Source organism: Streptomyces sp. NPDC004658, assembly GCF_040609555.1.
Lineage (GTDB): Bacteria > Actinomycetota > Actinomycetes > Streptomycetales > Streptomycetaceae > Streptomyces.
On record NZ_JBEXKG010000031.1, the window covers coordinates 19,283 to 36,322 of the forward strand.

The window sequence follows — 17,040 nt, forward strand, 5'->3', positions numbered from 1 at the left end:
GTCACCCGCCCGACGTGTCGAGCTCCGCTTCCTCGGTGATCCCGGAACAGTCGTACGGATCCTTCAGCCACCCGTCCGGCAGCACCACCCGGTTGTTGCCGGACGTGCGCCCTCGGGGCCCCTCCGCCCCGGCCGGCCACGCCTGGTCCAGGTCCAGCTCGTCCAGCCCCGCCCGCAGCTCCTCCAGGGACGACGTGATCGCGAGCCGTTTGCGCATCTCCGACCCGACCGCGAACCCCTTCAGGTACCAGGCGACGTGCTTGCGGAAGTCGACCACGCCCTTGGACTCGTCACCGATCCACTCCCCGAGCAGCGTGGCGTGCCGCACCATCACGTCGGCGACCTCGCGCAACGTGGGCCGCAGGAAATCGTCCCGCCCCTCGAACGCGGCGACCAGGTCCGCGAACAGCCACGGCCGTCCCAGGCACCCGCGCCCCACGACGACCCCGTCGCACCCCGTCTCCCGCACCATCCGCAGCGCGTCCCCGGCCGACCAGATGTCGCCGTTGCCGAGCACGGGGATCTCCGGCACGTGCTCCTTCAGCCGCGCGATGGCGTCCCAGTCGGCGGTGCCGCCGTAGTGCTGGGCGGCGGTGCGGCCGTGCAGGGCGATGGCCGTCACGCCCTCCTCCACGGCGATGCGGCCGGCGTCGAGATAGGTGATGCGGTCGTCGTCGATGCCCTTGCGCATCTTCATGGTCACCGGCAGGTCGCCGGCCCCGCTGACCGCCTCGCGCAGAATGGCCCGCAGCAGGTTCCGCTTGTAGGGCAGGGCCGAGCCGCCGCCCTTGCGCGTGACCTTCGGTACGGGGCAGCCGAAGTTCAGGTCGATGTGATCGGCCAGGCCCTCCTCCGCGATCATGCGGACGGCCTTGCCGACGGTCGCGGGGTCGACGCCGTACAGCTGGATCGAGCGCGGCTGCTCGCTCGGGTCGAACGTGATCAGCTGCATGGTCTTCTCGTTGCGCTCGACCAGCGCCCGAGTGGTGATCATCTCGCTGACGAAGAGACCCTTGCCGCCGCTGAACTCCCGGCACAGGGTGCGGAAGGGGGCATTGGTGATCCCCGCCATGGGTGCGAGCACGACGGGCGGCGTCACGGCGTGCGGGCCGATGGAGAGCGGGTGGGTCATCGTCAGGACTCCGGGACGGATCTACGGTGCAGGACGGACACAGGAACACTGGGCGAGCACCCATTGTCCCTCACCCGTCGCGCGGTTCGTCCGGCAGCTCCGCCGTCCGGCGCCGAGGATCATGTATGACTCATTAGTTAGCCGCACTATTGAGTTCGGCGTACGATGGGACACATGCCAGAGCTGAGCCCTCGCCGACGCCTGCTCGTGCTCGCGATCTGCTGCATGAGCCTGCTGATCGTGAGCCTCGACAACACCGTGCTGAACGTGGCCCTGCCCTCGATGCAGCGCGACCTGCACGCCACCACCTCCGGCCTGCAGTGGACGATCGACGCCTACACGCTGGTCCTCGCCTCGCTGCTGATGCTCGCGGGCTCCACGGCCGACCGGATCGGCCGCAAACGCGTCTTCATGGCGGGCCTGGTGGTGTTCACCGCCGGCTCCGTGCTCTGCTCCGTCGCCCCGAACCTGGAACTGCTGATCGTCTTCCGGATGGTCCAGGCGGTGGGCGGCTCGATGCTCAACCCGGTCGCCATGTCGATCATCACCAACACCTTCACCGACGCCCGGGAACGCGCCCGCGCGATCGGTGTGTGGGGCGCGGTGGTCGGCATCTCCATGGCCGCGGGTCCGCTCGTCGGCGGGCTGCTGGTGCAGTCGGTGAGCTGGCGCTCCATCTTCTGGGTCAACCTCCCGGTCGGCCTCGCGGCCCTGCTGCTCACCCTCCGCTTCGTCCCCGAGTCCCGCGCGCCCAAGGCCCGCCGCCCCGACCCGGTCGGGCAGCTGCTGGTGATCGCCCTGTTCGGCTCGCTGACGTACGCGATCATCGAGGCACCGGAGTCGGGCACCGGCCCGGTGACCCCGTTCGCCGTCGTCGCCGTGGCCGCCCTCCTGGCGCTCCTGTGGTACGAGCCCCGCCGCGACGAACCCCTCATCGACCTGCGCTTCTTCCGCTCGGCCCCGTTCAGCGGCGCCACGGTGATCGCGATCAGCGCCTTCGCTGCGCTCGGCGGCTTCCTGTTCCTGTCCACGCTGTACCTGCAGAACGTGCGCGGCCTGGACGCCCTGCACGCCGGCCTGTGGATGCTTCCGATGGCCGTGCCGACGTTCCTGTGCGCCCCGCTGTCCGGCCGCCTGGTGGGCAGCCGCGGCCCACGCCTGCCGCTGCTGGTGGCGGGGGCGGCGATGACCGCGAGCGGCGTCCTGTTCGCCGCGTTCGAGGCGGAGACCTCCAACACCACTCTCTTCCTCGGCTACGTCCTCTTCGGCATCGGCTTCGGATTCGTCAACGCGCCGATCACCAACACGGCCGTCTCGGGCATGCCGCGCGCCCAGGCCGGTGTCGCCGCCGCCGTCGCCTCCACCAGCCGGCAGCTGGGCCAGACGCTCGGCGTCGCGGTCGTCGGCGCCGTCCTGGCCTCCGGCATCGGCTCCTCCCCGTACCGGCAGGTGTTCGTCTCGGCGGCCTGCCCCGGCTGGTGGATCCTCACCGCCTGCGGCCTGGCCGTCCTGACCCTGGGCCTCCTGACCAGCGGCCACTGGGCCCGCCGCACCGCCGAACGCACGGCCGAGAGCCTGCGGTCCCCGGAGGTACGCCGGCTGGCGGAAACGGCGGAGCGGGCGTAGTCGGGGGGCCGGCGGGGCGCCGTCCGCTTCCGGTGCCGGTGGGGTGGTGGGCTCACGACGCCGGCAGCAGTTCCGCCCCGGTCGGCCGGCGCGGCCCGAAGCGCCGCCGGGCCGGCGGTCAGTGGTCGCCGGTGATCTCGTACAGCTTCTCCAGTCGCTGCCGGGTCTCCTCGTTTCTCGGTGTGTAGGTCACCATCCGGGCGCCGATCTCGGGGGCGAGCCACAGGTCGGTGTGCTCCAGGCTGAGGTGGCCCACGTAGGGGTTGAGGAACTCCTTGGTCTTGGAGCGGGTGTCGACCACCTCGTAGCGCTGCCAGTTCGCGCGGAAGGCGGGTGACTCGTGCAGGCGCTTCAGGAGCATCTTCCAGGCGGGCTCGCCGAGATGGCCGGCCAGGGCGGCGCGCAGCCGGGCGGCCATCAGGCGCTGGGTCTCCTCCAGGTGGACGACCGCCGCCTGCCACTCCTTGTTGGTGTGGACGAGGAGCATGCAGTTGCGGTCCTCGGGCGGGACCGCGTCGAGGTCGCCCAGGAGGCGGCCGTACGTGCGGTTGTAGGCGAGGATGTCGTAGCGGCTGTTCTGGATGCAGGCCGGGATCGGCTCCAGCGCGGTCAGCATCTGGCGCAGTGCGGGGGTGACGCTCGGGCAGCTCGCGGCGGGGGTGGGGTCCGTCGCGCCGGCCAGCTGGAAGAGGTGGGCGCGCTCGCTGGCGTCCAGGCGCAGGGCGCGTGCGAGGGCGTCGAGGACCTGGACGGAGACCTGGATGTCACGGGCCTGCTCGAGCCAGGTGTACCAGGTGACGCCGACCGCGGAGAGGTGGGCGACCTCCTCGCGGCGCAGCCCGGGGGTGCGGCGGCGGGCCCCGCGCGGCAGGCCCACCTGCTCCGGCGTGATGCGCTCCCGTCTGCTGCGCAGGAACGCGGCCAGCTCGTGCCGACGGATCTCCGCGCCCCGGACGGGCTGCGTCCGGGTTTCCTGGACCGTGGTCGTCATACGTCCAAGGGTGCCGGTCGGTCCAGCCGGTTTCCAGGTGCTTCCAGTACCAGGACAAGGGCGGCCGACCACCAGCATGACCCGGGAGCCGGCCCGGCCGCCGGGTGGTTCCGGGTAGTGCTGATACCAGGATGAGGAGACTCTGGTACCAGCCTGGGCGATGCCCGAGGCTCGGGAGCATGAGTGAAACCGTCACCGCCCCCGCCGTCCGCACGACGGCGGCGCCGCCCGCGCTCGGCGGGCCCGGGCTGTTCACCGTCCTGCTGGCCGCGGCGCTGCCGCTGGTCGACTTCTTCATCGTCAATGTCGCCCTGCCGACCATCGGCGCCGATCTCGCCGCGGGCGAGGCCGTGCTGGAGCTGGTCGTCGCCGGGTACGGGGTCGCGTACGCCGTGCTGCTCGTGCTCGGCGGGCGGCTCGGCGACCTGTTCGGCCGGCGCCGGCTGTTCCTCGCCGGGATGGCCGCCTTCGGGCTCACCTCGCTGGCCTGCGGGCTCGCGCCCGGCGCCTGGAGCCTGGTCGCGGCCCGGGTGGCGCAGGGTGCCTCGGCCGCCGCGATGCTGCCGCAGGTGCTCGCCACCATCCAGTCCGCCACGAGCGGCGCGCGCCGGGCCAGGGCCATGAGCCTGTACGGCGCCACGGCGGGGCTGTCCATGGTGGCCGGGCAGATCCTCGGCGGGGTGCTGGTCGCCGCCGATGTCGCCGGGACCGGGTGGCGGGCCATCTTCCTCGTCAATGTGCCGGTGGTCGTGCTGGGGCTCGTGCTCGCCGCGCGGTTCGTGCCGGAGACCCGGTCGCAGCACCCCGAGCCCGTGGACGGGCCGGGCACCGTCCTGCTCGCGGTGTCCCTGCTGACGCTGCTCGCGCCGCTGACGGAGGGCCGGGCCGCCGGCTGGCCGCTGTGGACCTGGCTGGCGCTGGCCGCGTTCCCGTTCGCCGCGGGCGCGTTCTGGGCGGTGGAGCGGCGGGCGGACCGGTCGGGGCGGACCCCGCTGGTGCCGCCGAGTCTGTTCCGGGTGCCGTCCATGCGGCGCGGTCTGGAGCTGATGGTGCCGTTCTCCATCGGCTTCAGCGGGTTCATGTTCATGATCGCGCTGGCGTTGCAGCAGGGTGCCGGGCTGGGTCCGGTGCCGGCGGGGCTCGCGCTGGCGCCGATGGCCGTGGCGTTCCTGTTCGTCTCCCTGGCCGGGCCCCGGCTGATCGCCCGCTTCGGCACCCGGGTGGTCACGGCCGGGTCCGTGCTCCAGGGGGTAGGTGTGCTGCTGATCGTCCTGGCCGCGTGGCGGGACTGGCCGCGGCTGGACGTCGTCTCCCTGCTGCCGGGCGCGGCGGTGGCCGGTGCGGGGCAGGCGCTCCAACTGCCCAACATCATGCGGCTGGTGATGTCCGAGGTGCCGCCCGCGCGGGCCGGGGTCGGCAGCGGGGTGATGGTCACCACGCAGCAGTCGGCGCTGGCCCTGGGGGTGGCCACGCTGGGCACGCTGTTCCTGACCCTGGTGCCGCACCTGGGCATGCGGGACGCGCTGATCAGCACGCTGCTGGTGCAGTTGGGCGGGATCGTGCTGACGGGACTACTGAGCCTGCGGTTGCCGCGGACGGTGGGCTGAGAACCCGGCTGGGGGTTTTGGTCCAGACCTATTGACGACAGGTCTGGACCACGCGCACTGTCATGTCTACGACACGATCCGCGCCCCCTCACCGACCCCCACCGGGAGGCCCCATGCTCCGCCGCACCCTGCGCGCCCTGACCGCCGCGCTCACCACGGCCGTCCTCGCCCCGCTCGCGATCGCCACCGCGCCCGCCGCGTCCGCCGCCGACACCTGCGCGGTGAAGCCGAGGCCGGCGGGCAAGGTGCTCCAGGGGTACTGGGAGAACTGGGACGGCGCCGCCAACGGGGTCCACCCGCCCTTCGGCTGGACCCCGATCACCGACTCGCGCATCCCCGCCCACGGCTACAACGTGATCAACGCGGCCTTCCCGGTGATCCGCTCCGACGGCACGGCCCTGTGGGAGGACGGCATGGACGCCGGCGTGAAGGTGGCCACGCCGGCCGAGATGTGCGCGGCCAAGGCGTCCGGCCAGACGATCCTGCTGTCCATCGGCGGCGCGGCGGCCGGGATCGACCTCAGCTCCTCCGCCGTGGCCGACCGCTTCGTGGCGACGATCGTGCCCATCCTGAAGAAGTACAACTTCGACGGCATCGACATCGACATCGAGACGGGCCTGGTCGGCAGCGGCACCATCGGCCGGCTGTCCACGTCCCAGACCAACCTGATCCGGATCATCGACGGGATCCTCGCGCAGATGCCGTCCGGCTTCGGCCTGACGATGGCCCCGGAGACGGCGTACGTCACCGGCGGCAGCGTCACCTACGGCTCCATCTGGGGCGCGTACCTGCCGATCGTCAAGAAGTACGCCGACAACGGCCGCCTGTGGTGGCTGAACATGCAGTACTACAACGGCAGCATGTACGGCTGCTCCGGCGACTCCTACGCGGCCGGCACGGTGCAGGGCTTCACCGCCCAGACCGACTGCCTGGACAAGGGCCTGGTGGTGCAGGGCACGACGATCAGGGTGCCGTACGACAAGCAGGTTCCCGGCCTGCCCGCGCAGCCCGGCGCGGGCGGCGGCTACATGTCCCCGTCCCTGGTCTCCCAGGCCTGGAAGCACTACGGCACGTCGCTCAAGGGCCTGATGACGTGGTCGGTCAACTGGGACGGATCGAAGAACTGGACCTTCGGCGACAACGTCAAGGCGCTCCAGGGCCGCTGAGCGGGAGCGGACACGCGAATGCCGGACGAGTCCGCGCTGGCGGCTCGCCCGGCATCCGGCGGTGTGACTAGGCGCCGACGAGACGCTGGGCCAGGTAGCCCTCGATCTGGTCGAGCGACACGCGCTCCTGCTTCATGGAGTCACGCTCGCGGACGGTGACCGCGTTGTCCTCCAGGGTGTCGAAGTCGACGGTCACGCAGTACGGCGTACCGATCTCGTCCTGGCGGCGGTAGCGGCGGCCGATGGCGCCGGCGTCGTCGAACTCGATGTTCCAGTTCTGCCGCAGCGCCTGGGCGAGGCCCTTGGCCTTCGGGGACAGCTCGGGGTTGCGCGACAGGGGCAGCACGGCGACCTTCACCGGGGCCAGGCGGTGGTCCAGGCGCAGCACCGTGCGCTTCTCCATCTTGCCCTTGGCGTTGGGCGCCTCGTCCTCGACGTAGGCGTCGAGCAGGAAGGCCAGCATGGTGCGGCCGACACCCGCCGCCGGCTCGATGACGTACGGCGTCCAGCGCTCGCCCGCCTCCTGGTCGAAGTAGGAGAGGTCCTGGCCGGAGGCCTTGGAGTGCGCGCTGAGGTCGTAGTCGGTGCGGTTGGCGACACCCTCCAGCTCGCCCCACTCCGAGCCGCCGAACTGGAAGCGGTACTCGATGTCGGCGGTGCGCTTGGAGTAGTGGGAGAGCTTCTCCTTCGGGTGCTCGTACCAGCGCATGTTCTCCTCACGCAGGCCCAGGCCGGTGTACCAGTTCCAGCGCTGCTCCATCCAGTACTCCTGCCACTGCTCGTCCTCGCCCGGCTTGACGAAGAACTCCATCTCCATCTGCTCGAACTCGCGGGTGCGGAAGATGAAGTTGCCCGGCGTGATCTCGTTGCGGAACGACTTGCCCATCTGGGCGATGCCGAACGGCGGCTTGCGGCGCGAGGTGGTCTGCACCTGGGCGAAGTTGGTGAAGATGCCCTGGGCGGTCTCGGGGCGCAGGTAGGCGACGGAGCCGGAGTCCTGGGTCGGGCCGAGGTGCGTGGAGAGCAGGCCCGAGAACTGCTTCGGCTCGGTGAACTGGCCCTTGTTGCCGCAGTTCGGGCAGTTGACATCCGCGAGGCCGTTCGCCGGGGCGTGGCCCTTCTTCTCCTCGTACGCCTCCTCCAGGTGGTCGGCGCGGAACCGCTTGTGACACGCGGTGCACTCGGTCAGCGGGTCCGTGAAGGTGGCGACGTGGCCGGACGCCACCCAGACCTCGGGGGCCAGGATGACGGACGAGTCGATACCGACGACGTCCTCGCGCGACGTCACCATGTAGCGCCACCACTGGCGCTTGATGTTCTCCTTCAGCTCGACACCGAGCGGTCCGTAGTCCCAGGCGGCACGCTGTCCGCCGTAGATCTCACTACAAGGGAAAACGAAGCCACGGCGCTTGCTCAGGCTGACGATGGTGTCGATCTTGTCGGCGGCCACGGTGCTCTCTTCATTACGACGACGGGCGTTGAAGCGAGATGCTTCCAGCGAATGATTCAGGTTACCGGCGCAGGCTCCCCCACGACCAAATCGGCCCCTGTCCGGACCGCATGACGAGCGTTGTTGACAACGGTTTCCATCTTCGTTGAAAATGACTGTCATGAACGTACGACGACGCACCCGGTCCCGCGCGCAGCGCCTCATACCCGCCGCCGCGGTCGCCGCGGCCACCGCCCTCGGGACCGGCACGCTGTCCGCCTGCTCCGGCGACACGGCGGTCGCGGCCAACACGAGCAAGTTCGACGTCGTCGCGTCGTTCTACCCGATGGCCTTCCTCGCCGAGCGGATCGGCGGGGACCACGTCCACGTCACCACCCTCACCTCGCCCGGCCAGGAGCCGCACGACCTGGAGATCAGCCCCCGGCAGATCGCCTCGCTGGAGGAGTCCGACGCGGTCCTGTACCTGAAGAACCTCCAGCCGTCCGTCGACGACGCGGTGGCCCAGTCCCCGGTCAGGACGAAGATCGACGCGGCCTCCCTGACGACGCTGGAGGACCACGGCGACGAGGTCGGCGGCCACGCCGCCGAGCACGACAGCCACGAGGGCGGGGAATCCACCGGCAAGGACCCGCACATCTGGCTCGACCCGGTGCGCTACGCCCAGGTCGCCGAGGGCGTCGGCAAGGCCTTCGAGAAGGCCGACCCGAAGCACGCGGCCGACTACGAGAAGAACACCGCGGCCCTGGTGAAGCAGCTGAACGAGCTGAACACCGCGTTCAAGGACGGCCTCGCGCACACCAGGACCAAGGTCTTCATCACCACGCACGCCGCCTTCGGCTACCTCGCCGAGCGCTACGGCCTCACCGAGGAGGCCGTGAGCGGCCTCGACCCCGAGTCCGAGCCGAGCGCCGCCCGCGTCCGGGACCTGGAGAAGATGGCCAGGGCCGACGGCGTCTCCACGGTCTTCTACGAGACGCTCGTCAGCGACAAGACCGCCAAGACCATCGCGAAGGACGCGGGCCTGAAGACCGACGTCCTCGACCCGATCGAGGGCATCACCGGCAAGTCCCGCGGCACGGACTACTTCGCCGTGCAGCGGGCCAACCTCAAGGCGCTCCAGCAGGCGCTGGGCGCCAAGTGACGGGAGACGAGATGACCAGCGAGCCTGTCATAGCCCTGCGCGGCGTGACCGCCGAGCTCGGCGCGCGCCCCGTGCTGCGCGGCATCGACCTCACCGTCGGCCGCGGCGAGGTCGTCGCGCTGCTCGGCGCGAACGGTTCCGGCAAGTCCACGGCGATCCGCACGATCATCGGCCAGGTGCCGGTGAGCGACGGCACGATCGAGCTGTTCGGCACCCCGCGCCGGTCCTTCCGGGAGTGGGCGCGCGTCGGCTACGTACCGCAGCGGACGACGGCCGCGGGCGGGGTCCCGGCGACGGTCACCGAGATCGTCTCCTCGGGCCGCCTGTCGCGCACCCGCTTCGGTGTCTTCCGCAGGGGTGACCGGGAGGCCGTGCGCCGGGCCCTGGAGCTGGTCGGCATGGAGGACCGCGCCAAGGACTCGGTGAACGCGCTCTCCGGCGGCCAGCACCAGCGCGTGCTGATCGCCCGCGCGCTGGTCGCCGAGCCCGAGCTGCTGATCATGGACGAGCCGATGGCGGGCGTCGACCTGGCCAGCCAGGAGATCCTGGCACGCACCCTGAAGCAGCAGGTCGAGGCCGGTACGACGGTCCTGCTCGTGCTGCACGAGCTGGGCCCGCTGGAGCCCCTGATCGACCGGGCGGTCGTCCTGCGCGACGGCTGTGTGCTGCACGACGGGCCGCCGCCGCGCGCGGTCGGCCAGCACGCGCTGCCCGGCCACGACCACGTACACCCGCACGCTCCGGCGGGCGCCGAACCGATCCGCACGGGACTGCTGAGCTGATGGACTTCCTGAACTACGCCTTCATGCAGCGGGCGCTGCTGGCCGCCGTGCTGGTCGGCATCACCGCGCCCGCGATCGGCATCTACCTGGTCCAGCGCCGCCAGGCCCTGATGGGCGACGGCATCGGACACGTGGCCATGACGGGCGTCGGCCTCGGCTTCCTGCTGTCGACGTCCCCCGTGTGGATGGCGACGGCCGTCTCCGTCCTCGGCGCGGTCCTGATGGAACTGATCCGCTGGTACGGCAGGACGCGCGGCGACATCGCCCTGGCCATGCTGTTCTACGGCGGTATGGCCGGCGGCGTGATGCTGATCAACCTGGCGCCGGGCGGCTCCACCGCCAACCTGGTGTCGTACCTGTTCGGCTCACTGTCGACGGTGTCCCAGTCCGACGTGACCGCGATCTGCGAGCTCGCCGCGTTCGTCCTGCTGGTCACGCTCGGCCTGCGCCGGCAGCTGTTCGCGGTCAGCCAGGACGAGGAGTTCGCGCGGGTCACGGGCCTGCCGGTGCGCGCGCTGAACCTGCTGACGGCGGTCACCGCGGCCGTCACCGTCACGGTCGCCATGCGGGTCGTCGGCCTGCTGCTGGTGTCCGCGCTGATGGTCGTCCCGGTGGCGGCGGCGCAGCAGCTCAGCCGCAGCTTCACCGTCACCTTCGTGATCGCGGTGGCGATCGGCGTGGTGGTGGCCGTCGGCGGCACGGTCACGTCGTACTACCAGGACGTCCCGCCCGGCGCCACGATCGTCCTGCTGACCATCGCCGCGTTCCTCGTGCTGACCGCGCTGGCCGGCCCGCTGGCCCGGCGACGCGCCCGCGCGGCAGCCGCGGCCCAGCCCGCCGGAGACCCCGCGGAGTGCGCAATTCCGGCCGCGCGGGGCGCCGGCGACGAGGTCGGCGTCTGACCGCCGACAGCCCGGGCTGGCACAATGGCCCGGGCAGCAGCAGACGTGAGGAGGCAACGGTGACGACCGCTGGACCGCCCGTGAAGGGCCGCGCGACCCGCCAGCGTGCAGCCGTGGCGGCGGCCCTGGACGAGGTCGACGAGTTCCGCAGCGCGCAGGAACTGCACGACATGCTGAAGCACAAGGGCGACTCCGTCGGGCTGACCACGGTCTACCGCACCCTCCAGTCCCTCGCCGAGGCCGGCGAGGTCGACGTCCTGCGCACGTCCGACGGCGAGTCCGTCTACCGCCGCTGCTCCAGCGGCGAACACCACCACCACCTGGTCTGCCGGGCCTGCGGCAAGGCCGTGGAGGTGGAGGGCCCGGCGGTGGAGAAGTGGGCCGAGGCCATCGCCGCCGAGCACGGTTACGTCAACGTCGCCCACACGGTGGAGATCTTCGGCACGTGTGCCGACTGCGCCGGGGGCTGCGCGCCGTAGGACCGCGCGGCGGTCGGCGACCGCGCGCACGCCATGGCCGCGCGCGGTTCCCCACCCCCCGGGGGCGCCCCCGTCGCCCTGGCCGCTACGAGGTGGCGTCGCCCTTCATGGCGGCCTCCATCGCCAGCAGTTCCTCGTTCGGGACCGCGCCGCCGAAGCGGCGGTCGCGGGAGGCGAACTCGACGCAGGCCCGCCACAGGTCACGCCGGTCGAAGTCGGGCCACAGCACGTCCTGGAACACCATCTCGGCGTACGCGCTCTGCCAGAGCAGGTAGTTGGACGTGCGCTGCTCGCCGCTCGGCCGCAGGAACAGGTCGACGTCCGGCATGTCCGGGTAGTACAGGTACTTCTGGACGGTCTTCTCGCTGACCTTCGACGGGTCGAGCCGGCCCGCCTTCACGTCCTCGGCGATCCGCTGCGCCGCGTCGGCGATCTCCGCACGGCCGCCGTAGTTCATGCAGAAGTACAGGGTGAGCAGGTCGTTGCCCTTCGTCTGCTCCTGGGCGATCTGGAGCTCCTTCGCCACCGACTTCCACAGCTTCGGCATCCGGCCCACCCAGCGCACCCGCACGCCCAGCTCGTCGAGCTGGTCGCGGGTCTTGCGGATGAAGTCGCGGTTGAAGTTCATCAGGAAGCGGACCTCCTCGGGCGACCGCTTCCAGTTCTCGGTGGAGAAGGCGTACAGGGAGATGTTGCGGACGCCGATCTCGATGGAGCCCTGGAGCACGTCCAGCACCCGCTCGGCGCCGACCTTGTGCCCCTCGGTGCGCGGCAGCCCCCGCTCCTTGGCCCACCGCCCGTTGCCGTCCATGACGATCGCCACGTGGTTCGGGACCAGCTCACCCGGGAGCTTGGGCGCGCGGGCACCGGACGGGTGCGGCTCCGGCGCCTTGTACTCGCGCCGCTGGCGCCCCAGGATCCCGCGTACGACCATGTGCTTCTCGTCTCCTCGCCCGTGCCGTGCTTACTTCTCTACGTACCGCAGGGAGCGCAGGCCGCGCTCCAGATGCCAGTGCAGGTAGGCGGACACCAGCCCGCTGCCCTCGCGGACGTACCGTGCCTCGCACGCGTCCGCCGTCTCCCAGTCTCCCGTAAGCAGCGCCCCGAGCAGCACCAGGGTCTGCGGGGACGGTACGACACTGCCGGGCACCCGGCAGTCGACGCAGACGGAGCCGCCGGAGGACACGGAGAAGAACCGGTTCGGGCCGGGCATCCCGCACTTCGCGCAGTCGCTGAAGCTGGGCGCGTAGCCGTTGACGGCGAGGGAGCGCAGCAGGAAGGCGTCGAGGACGAGGTGCGGCGCGTGCTCGCCCCGGGCGAGCGTGCGCAGGGCCCCGACCAGCAGCAGGTACTGCTGGACGGCCGGCTCGCCCTCGTGGTCCGTGAACCGCTCGGCCGTCTCCAGCATGGCGGTCCCGGCGGTGTAGCGCGCGTAGTCGGTGACGATCCCGCCGCCGTAGGGGGCGATGGTCTCGCTCTGTGTGCACAGCGGCAGCCCGCGCCCGACCAGCTCGCTGCCCCGCGCGAAGAACTGCACGTCGACGTGGGAGAAGGGTTCGAGCCGGGCGCCGAACTTGGACTTCGTGCGCCGCACGCCCCGGGCGACGGCCCGCACCCGGCCGTGGCCGCGCGTGAGCAGCGTGATGATCCGGTCCGCCTCACCCAGCTTCTGGGTGCGCAGCACGATGCCGTCGTCGCGGAACAGACTCATGGCTCCATTCTCGCCCATGCCGGGGGCGGTGCCGTCGCGCGTGGCACCGGCACAGCCACGGCGGAACGCCGGGGAGGCCGGAACCGGTGTCCGGCCTCCCCGGTGGAGCGTCAGACCGTCTCGTGGGCCCGGACGGGGGCCTCGGCCGGTACCGGCGTCTCCTTGACGGCCGCGGCCGGCTTCGGCAGTGCGAGTGCCAGGCCGACGGTGAGCAGGATCAGCACGGCCGAGGTGAAGGTGGCCGCCTGGAGCCCGTCGGACAGCTCGGCCGGGGCCGGGTCGGAGCCGCTGACCGCGTTGGAGACGGCGACCAGCACGGCCAGGCCCACGGCCGCACCGACCTGCTGGCCGCTGGTGGCCAGGCCGGACGCCAGGCCCTGGAGCTTCTCCTCGACACCCGTGGTCGCCGCGGAGAACATGGCGGTCCAGATCACGCCCTGCGCGATGCTGAAGATCACGATGCCGGGGACCATCTGCGCGTAGGTGGAGCCGTTGCCGAGGAAGGCGGCGAACACGGCCGTACCCACGGCGCCGACGACCAGGCCGATGACCAGGGTGCTGCGCACGCCGATCGCGGTGGACATCCTGCCGCCGATCACGGTGCCGACCAGGATGCAGGCGCACGGCAGGATGAAGGCCAGACCGGTGGCCAGGGCGCTCCAGCCGCGCACGGTCTGCAGCGCGAGCGTGATGAAGTACGCGCTCGCACCGAAGGTCGCCATGAACGCGAACGTGATCATGGAGCCGAGGCGCAGGCTGCGGAAGGAGAACACCCGCAGCGGCACCAGCGGGTCGGCGGTGCGCGACTCGATGACGACGAAGCCGACGATCAGGGCCGCCGCGGCGACGAAGCTGACCAGGGTGACGGGCGCGGCCCAGCCGGCCTCCGGCCCCTGCACCAGGCCGAAGACCAGCAGCAGGGCACCGCCGGTGACGGTGATGCCGCCCGGCAGGTCGAAGCCCTGACGGCGCTCGGTCCGCTGGTCGGCGGGGATCGCCCGGAGTCCGAGCAGGGCGACACCCAGGGCGAGGGGGACGTTGACGAAGAACACCGCGGCCCAGCCGAAGGCCTGCGTCAGCACACCGCCCAGCAGCGAGCCGACCACCATGCCGCTGCTGCCGGTGGCGCCCCACACGCCCAGGGCGCGGTTGCGTGCGGGCCCTTCCTCGAAGTTGCCGGTGAGCAGGGACAGGGTGGCCGGTGCGAGGAAGGCTCCGCCGATGCCCTGCACCGCTCGCGCGGCGACCAGGACCCAGGGGTCCGAGGCGAGGCCTCCGAGCACGGAGGCGAGCGCGTAGAGCGCCAGGCCGGTCAGGAACATCCGGCGCCGGCCGAGCAGGTCGGACAGGCGACCGCCGAGCAGCAGGAAGCCGCCGAACGCGACGGCGTACGCGCCGATCACCCACTGGAGTTGCTGGTCCGAGAAGCCCACGCCGGAACCGATGTCCGGGAGGGCGACGAACACGATGCTGTAGTCCAGGGCGATGATCAGCTGGGCCAGCGCCAGGGCCGCCAGGACGAGCCCTCTGTGACGCGCGGAACCAGACGAAGTCATGGCTCTGTGCACCCCTCTCCACACTTCTCGCTCGTATATTGCTAACTCGAACTATGCGAGCTCGAAGCTAGGCCCCGACGGGTGACTCGCGCAAGGGAAAATCGAGCTCGAATGTTTTCAACTCGCACGATCCGACCGGCCGAGGGCGCGAGCTCGCCCGGTACGATGGCGCCATGGCGCACTCGAACACACCCGGCCGGCTCGCAGACGGCGACGTGTGCAGCCTGGTCAACGCCCTTTCGCAGGCGATCGAACGGCACACCCGGCAGGTCTCCGACCGCTTCGGCCTCACCTCGGCGCAGGCGGTCGCCCTGCGCGAACTGCCCGAGCCGCGGACCCTGCGGGAACTGGCCCAGCGGATGCACTGCGAGGCGTCGAACGCGACGTTCGTCGCGGACCGGCTGGAGACCATGGGCCTGCTGGAGCGCCGGCCGCACCCGACCGACCGGCGCGCCAAGCTGCTGCACCTGACGCCCGAGGGGGCCGCGCTGCGCCGGAAGGTCGTCAAGCAGCTCCAGGTGGACTCGCCGATCGGGCGGCTCACCGACGAGGAGCAGACGACCCTGCGCGACCTGCTGGCCCGCGCCGCCGACTGAGCGAGCGCGCACCGCGCACCGACGCCCGGGCGGGCACCGCCGGGCACCGAGGCGGTGACCCGGTTCCGTACACGGAGTCGCGCGGCCCCGGACTCAGGCACGCGCCGCAGAACACCCATGGGTGAGACCTCTGACGGATGCGCCATTCGTGTCCGCCGTCTTGACCACCCCCGGGCGCCCTCCTATGGTCGCGCTACCGACCGGACGTAGGACGTCGTACCTCAGCTCCCACCCCTCCCCACCCCCTGCTGGAGGACCCGTGCGCGACGACGACGTGAACCCCGGCGTACCGGCACCTGTTCGCCGGCGGTTCCTGACGTACTCGGGAGCGCTCGGCGCGGCCGCCGCCCTGTCCCCCGCCCTGGCCGCCTGTTCCGCCGGCCCCGAGTCCACGAACGACACCGGAGGCGGCGGCACCGGCAGGCACCGGACGCTGACCGCCGTGATCGGGTACGGCAACGACGGCAGCTGGGACCCGACGCAGACCGCGTCGGCGTTCGCGATGGCCGCCAACAACCACGTGTACGAGGGGCTGTTGGACACGGACCCGATCACCCGGGAGCCGTATCCCGCGCTGGCCACCGCGATCCCCGGCGACCCGTCCGCCACCACCTGGCGGTTCTCGCTGCGCTCCGGCGCCACCTTCCACGACGGCAAGCCCGTGACCGCCGACGACGTCGTGTTCGTCTTCGACCGGATCCTCGATCCGGACACCCAGACGCTCGCCAAGGGGTTCTTCGCCTCCTGGCTGGACTCCGTGCGGAAAGTCGACTCCCGGACCGTCGAACTCGTCCTGAAGTTCCCCTTCCCGGACGGGCTCTCCCGGCTCACCCTCGCCAAGATCATGCCCGAGCACGTCTTCTCCCGGCCCGGCGCCTGGGACGACGCGATCAAGGGTCTGGCCGTCGGCTCGGGGCCGTACCGGCAGACCGCGCACCACCCGAAGTCGAACACCGCCTTCGAGGCGTTCGCCGCCTACAACGGTCCCCGCGCACCCGCCTTCCGGAAGATGAACTGGCTGACCATCGTGGACGCGGCATCCCGCGTCGCGAAGATCTCCGGGACCGGCGCCGGCGCGCAGATCGCCGACAACATCCCCTACGCCAACATCCCCCGGCTGGAGCAGGGCGGACTGAAGGTGGCCGGCGGCGCCGGCATGAACAACCTCTTCCTGATGTTCAACACCCGGCACAAGCCCTTCGACGACGTCCGCGTCCGCCAGGCGCTGCACTACGCCATCGACACCGAGAAGATGGTGCGGGTCGCGCTGAAGGGCCACGGCAGGCCCGCTTCCTCGTTCCTGAACGAGGGCAGTCCCGGCTACCGCCGGGCCAGGACCGTCTACGACTACGACCCCGGCAAGGCCAGGGCCCTGCTGCGGGCCGCCGGGGTCACCGGCCTGGAGATCACCGTCCTGGCGGTGAACGTCAGCTGGATCGTGGACTGCCTGCCGACCCTCAAGTCCTGCTGGGACGCGATCGGCGTACGGACCACCCTCGCGCCGCAGGAGACCACGGCCGTCTTCACCAAGCTGGACCAGAAGCAGGACTACCAGGTGGTCGCGGCGGCCTCCAACCCGAACCAGTTCGGGCGCGACGCCGACCTGATCATGCGCTACAACTACGGGCCCGGGAACCTGTGGATGCGGTACACGCGGTGGGACGGCCACCCGGTCGCCCGGCGGCTCTTCCAGGACATGGACCGGGCGACCCGCGAGCCGGACCCCGCGAGGAAGAAGGCGATGATCCAGGACTACATCGACGTCGTCGCCGAGCAGGCCGTCCTCTACCCGGTCGTCCACAACGAGCTGATGACCGCCTGGGACCCGCGCGAGCTGACCGGGATAAGGGCCCAGCCGTACCCGGGCGTCAACCTGCTCCAGGCCAAGTGGGCCTGACGGC

Annotated in this window: 15 protein-coding genes; 9 read left to right on the forward strand and 6 right to left on the reverse strand. The window is 71.3% G+C overall.

What is annotated here, in order from left to right:
* Position 1: 1 nt before the first annotated feature.
* Positions 2-1,132, reverse strand: a complete 1,131-nt coding sequence (gene dusB / locus ABZV94_RS13985) for a tRNA dihydrouridine synthase DusB (RefSeq protein ID WP_356340488.1) — start codon at positions 1,130-1,132, stop codon at positions 2-4.
* Positions 1,133-1,306: 174 nt separating this feature from the next.
* Here dusB and ABZV94_RS13990 point away from each other — a divergent pair, with 174 nt between their 5' ends.
* The gene (locus ABZV94_RS13990) at positions 1,307-2,758 is read left to right on the forward strand and encodes an MFS transporter (protein WP_356340489.1); all 1,452 of its coding nucleotides are present in this window, start codon (positions 1,307-1,309) and stop codon (positions 2,756-2,758) included.
* Between the two features lie 118 nt (positions 2,759-2,876).
* Here ABZV94_RS13990 and ABZV94_RS13995 read toward each other — a convergent pair whose 3' ends face one another.
* The gene (locus ABZV94_RS13995) at positions 2,877-3,749 is read right to left on the reverse strand and encodes a helix-turn-helix transcriptional regulator (RefSeq protein ID WP_356340490.1); all 873 of its coding nucleotides are present in this window, start codon (positions 3,747-3,749) and stop codon (positions 2,877-2,879) included.
* Positions 3,750-3,928: 179 nt separating this feature from the next.
* On the opposite strand from ABZV94_RS13995, the gene ABZV94_RS14000 reads away from it, so the two are divergent.
* Both ABZV94_RS14000 and ABZV94_RS14005 read left to right on the forward strand, forming a co-directional pair.
* Positions 3,929-5,356: an MFS transporter gene (locus ABZV94_RS14000; protein ID WP_356340492.1), complete on the forward strand. Its 1,428-nt coding sequence runs from the start codon at positions 3,929-3,931 to the stop codon at positions 5,354-5,356.
* A gap of 113 nt (positions 5,357-5,469) precedes the next feature.
* Positions 5,470-6,522, forward strand: coding sequence for a chitinase (locus tag ABZV94_RS14005; protein ID WP_356340493.1), 1,053 nt, complete (start codon positions 5,470-5,472; stop codon positions 6,520-6,522).
* Positions 6,523-6,589: 67 nt separating this feature from the next.
* On the opposite strand, the gene ABZV94_RS14010 is transcribed toward ABZV94_RS14005, so the two are convergent.
* Positions 6,590-7,972: a glycine--tRNA ligase gene (locus ABZV94_RS14010; RefSeq protein ID WP_030652477.1), complete on the reverse strand. Its 1,383-nt coding sequence runs from the start codon at positions 7,970-7,972 to the stop codon at positions 6,590-6,592.
* Between the two features lie 160 nt (positions 7,973-8,132).
* Between ABZV94_RS14010 and ABZV94_RS14015 the strand changes: the two genes are divergently transcribed.
* Genes ABZV94_RS14015 through ABZV94_RS14030 form a run of 4 tightly spaced genes read left to right on the forward strand, consistent with a single transcriptional unit; the run spans position 8,133 to position 11,276 of the window.
* Complete coding sequence (locus ABZV94_RS14015; RefSeq protein WP_356340495.1) at positions 8,133-9,113, forward strand: metal ABC transporter substrate-binding protein; 981 nt, start codon at positions 8,133-8,135, stop codon at positions 9,111-9,113.
* An 11-nt stretch (positions 9,114-9,124) separates the two neighbouring features.
* Positions 9,125-9,895, forward strand: a complete 771-nt coding sequence (locus ABZV94_RS14020) for a metal ABC transporter ATP-binding protein (RefSeq protein WP_356340496.1) — start codon at positions 9,125-9,127, stop codon at positions 9,893-9,895.
* Entirely contained in the window at positions 9,895-10,797 is a 903-nt protein-coding gene (locus ABZV94_RS14025; RefSeq protein ID WP_356340497.1) for a metal ABC transporter permease, read from the forward strand. Before ABZV94_RS14020 ends, ABZV94_RS14025 begins: the two co-directional genes overlap by 1 nt.
* Before the next feature lie 59 nt (positions 10,798-10,856).
* On the forward strand, positions 10,857-11,276 hold the full coding sequence (locus ABZV94_RS14030; protein ID WP_356340499.1) for a transcriptional repressor: 420 nt from the start codon (positions 10,857-10,859) through the stop codon (positions 11,274-11,276).
* Positions 11,277-11,361: 85 nt separating this feature from the next.
* Here ABZV94_RS14030 and ABZV94_RS14035 read toward each other — a convergent pair whose 3' ends face one another.
* The 3 genes from ABZV94_RS14035 to ABZV94_RS14045 form a co-directional block, all read right to left on the reverse strand.
* Complete coding sequence (locus ABZV94_RS14035; RefSeq protein ID WP_356340500.1) at positions 11,362-12,210, reverse strand: isoprenyl transferase; 849 nt, start codon at positions 12,208-12,210, stop codon at positions 11,362-11,364.
* Between the two features lie 30 nt (positions 12,211-12,240).
* Positions 12,241-12,987, reverse strand: a complete 747-nt coding sequence (gene recO / locus ABZV94_RS14040) for a DNA repair protein RecO (RefSeq protein ID WP_356340502.1) — start codon at positions 12,985-12,987, stop codon at positions 12,241-12,243.
* Between the two features lie 110 nt (positions 12,988-13,097).
* Positions 13,098-14,543, reverse strand: a complete 1,446-nt coding sequence (locus ABZV94_RS14045; protein ID WP_356340503.1) for an MFS transporter — start codon at positions 14,541-14,543, stop codon at positions 13,098-13,100.
* A 173-nt stretch (positions 14,544-14,716) separates the two neighbouring features.
* Here ABZV94_RS14045 and ABZV94_RS14050 point away from each other — a divergent pair, with 173 nt between their 5' ends.
* Together ABZV94_RS14050 and ABZV94_RS14055 are read left to right on the forward strand one after the other, a co-directional pair.
* Positions 14,717-15,139: a MarR family transcriptional regulator gene (locus ABZV94_RS14050; protein WP_356340504.1), complete on the forward strand. Its 423-nt coding sequence runs from the start codon at positions 14,717-14,719 to the stop codon at positions 15,137-15,139.
* A gap of 259 nt (positions 15,140-15,398) precedes the next feature.
* Entirely contained in the window at positions 15,399-17,036 is a 1,638-nt protein-coding gene (locus ABZV94_RS14055) for an ABC transporter substrate-binding protein (protein ID WP_356340505.1), read from the forward strand.
* The last annotated feature ends 4 nt before the right edge of the window (positions 17,037-17,040 follow it).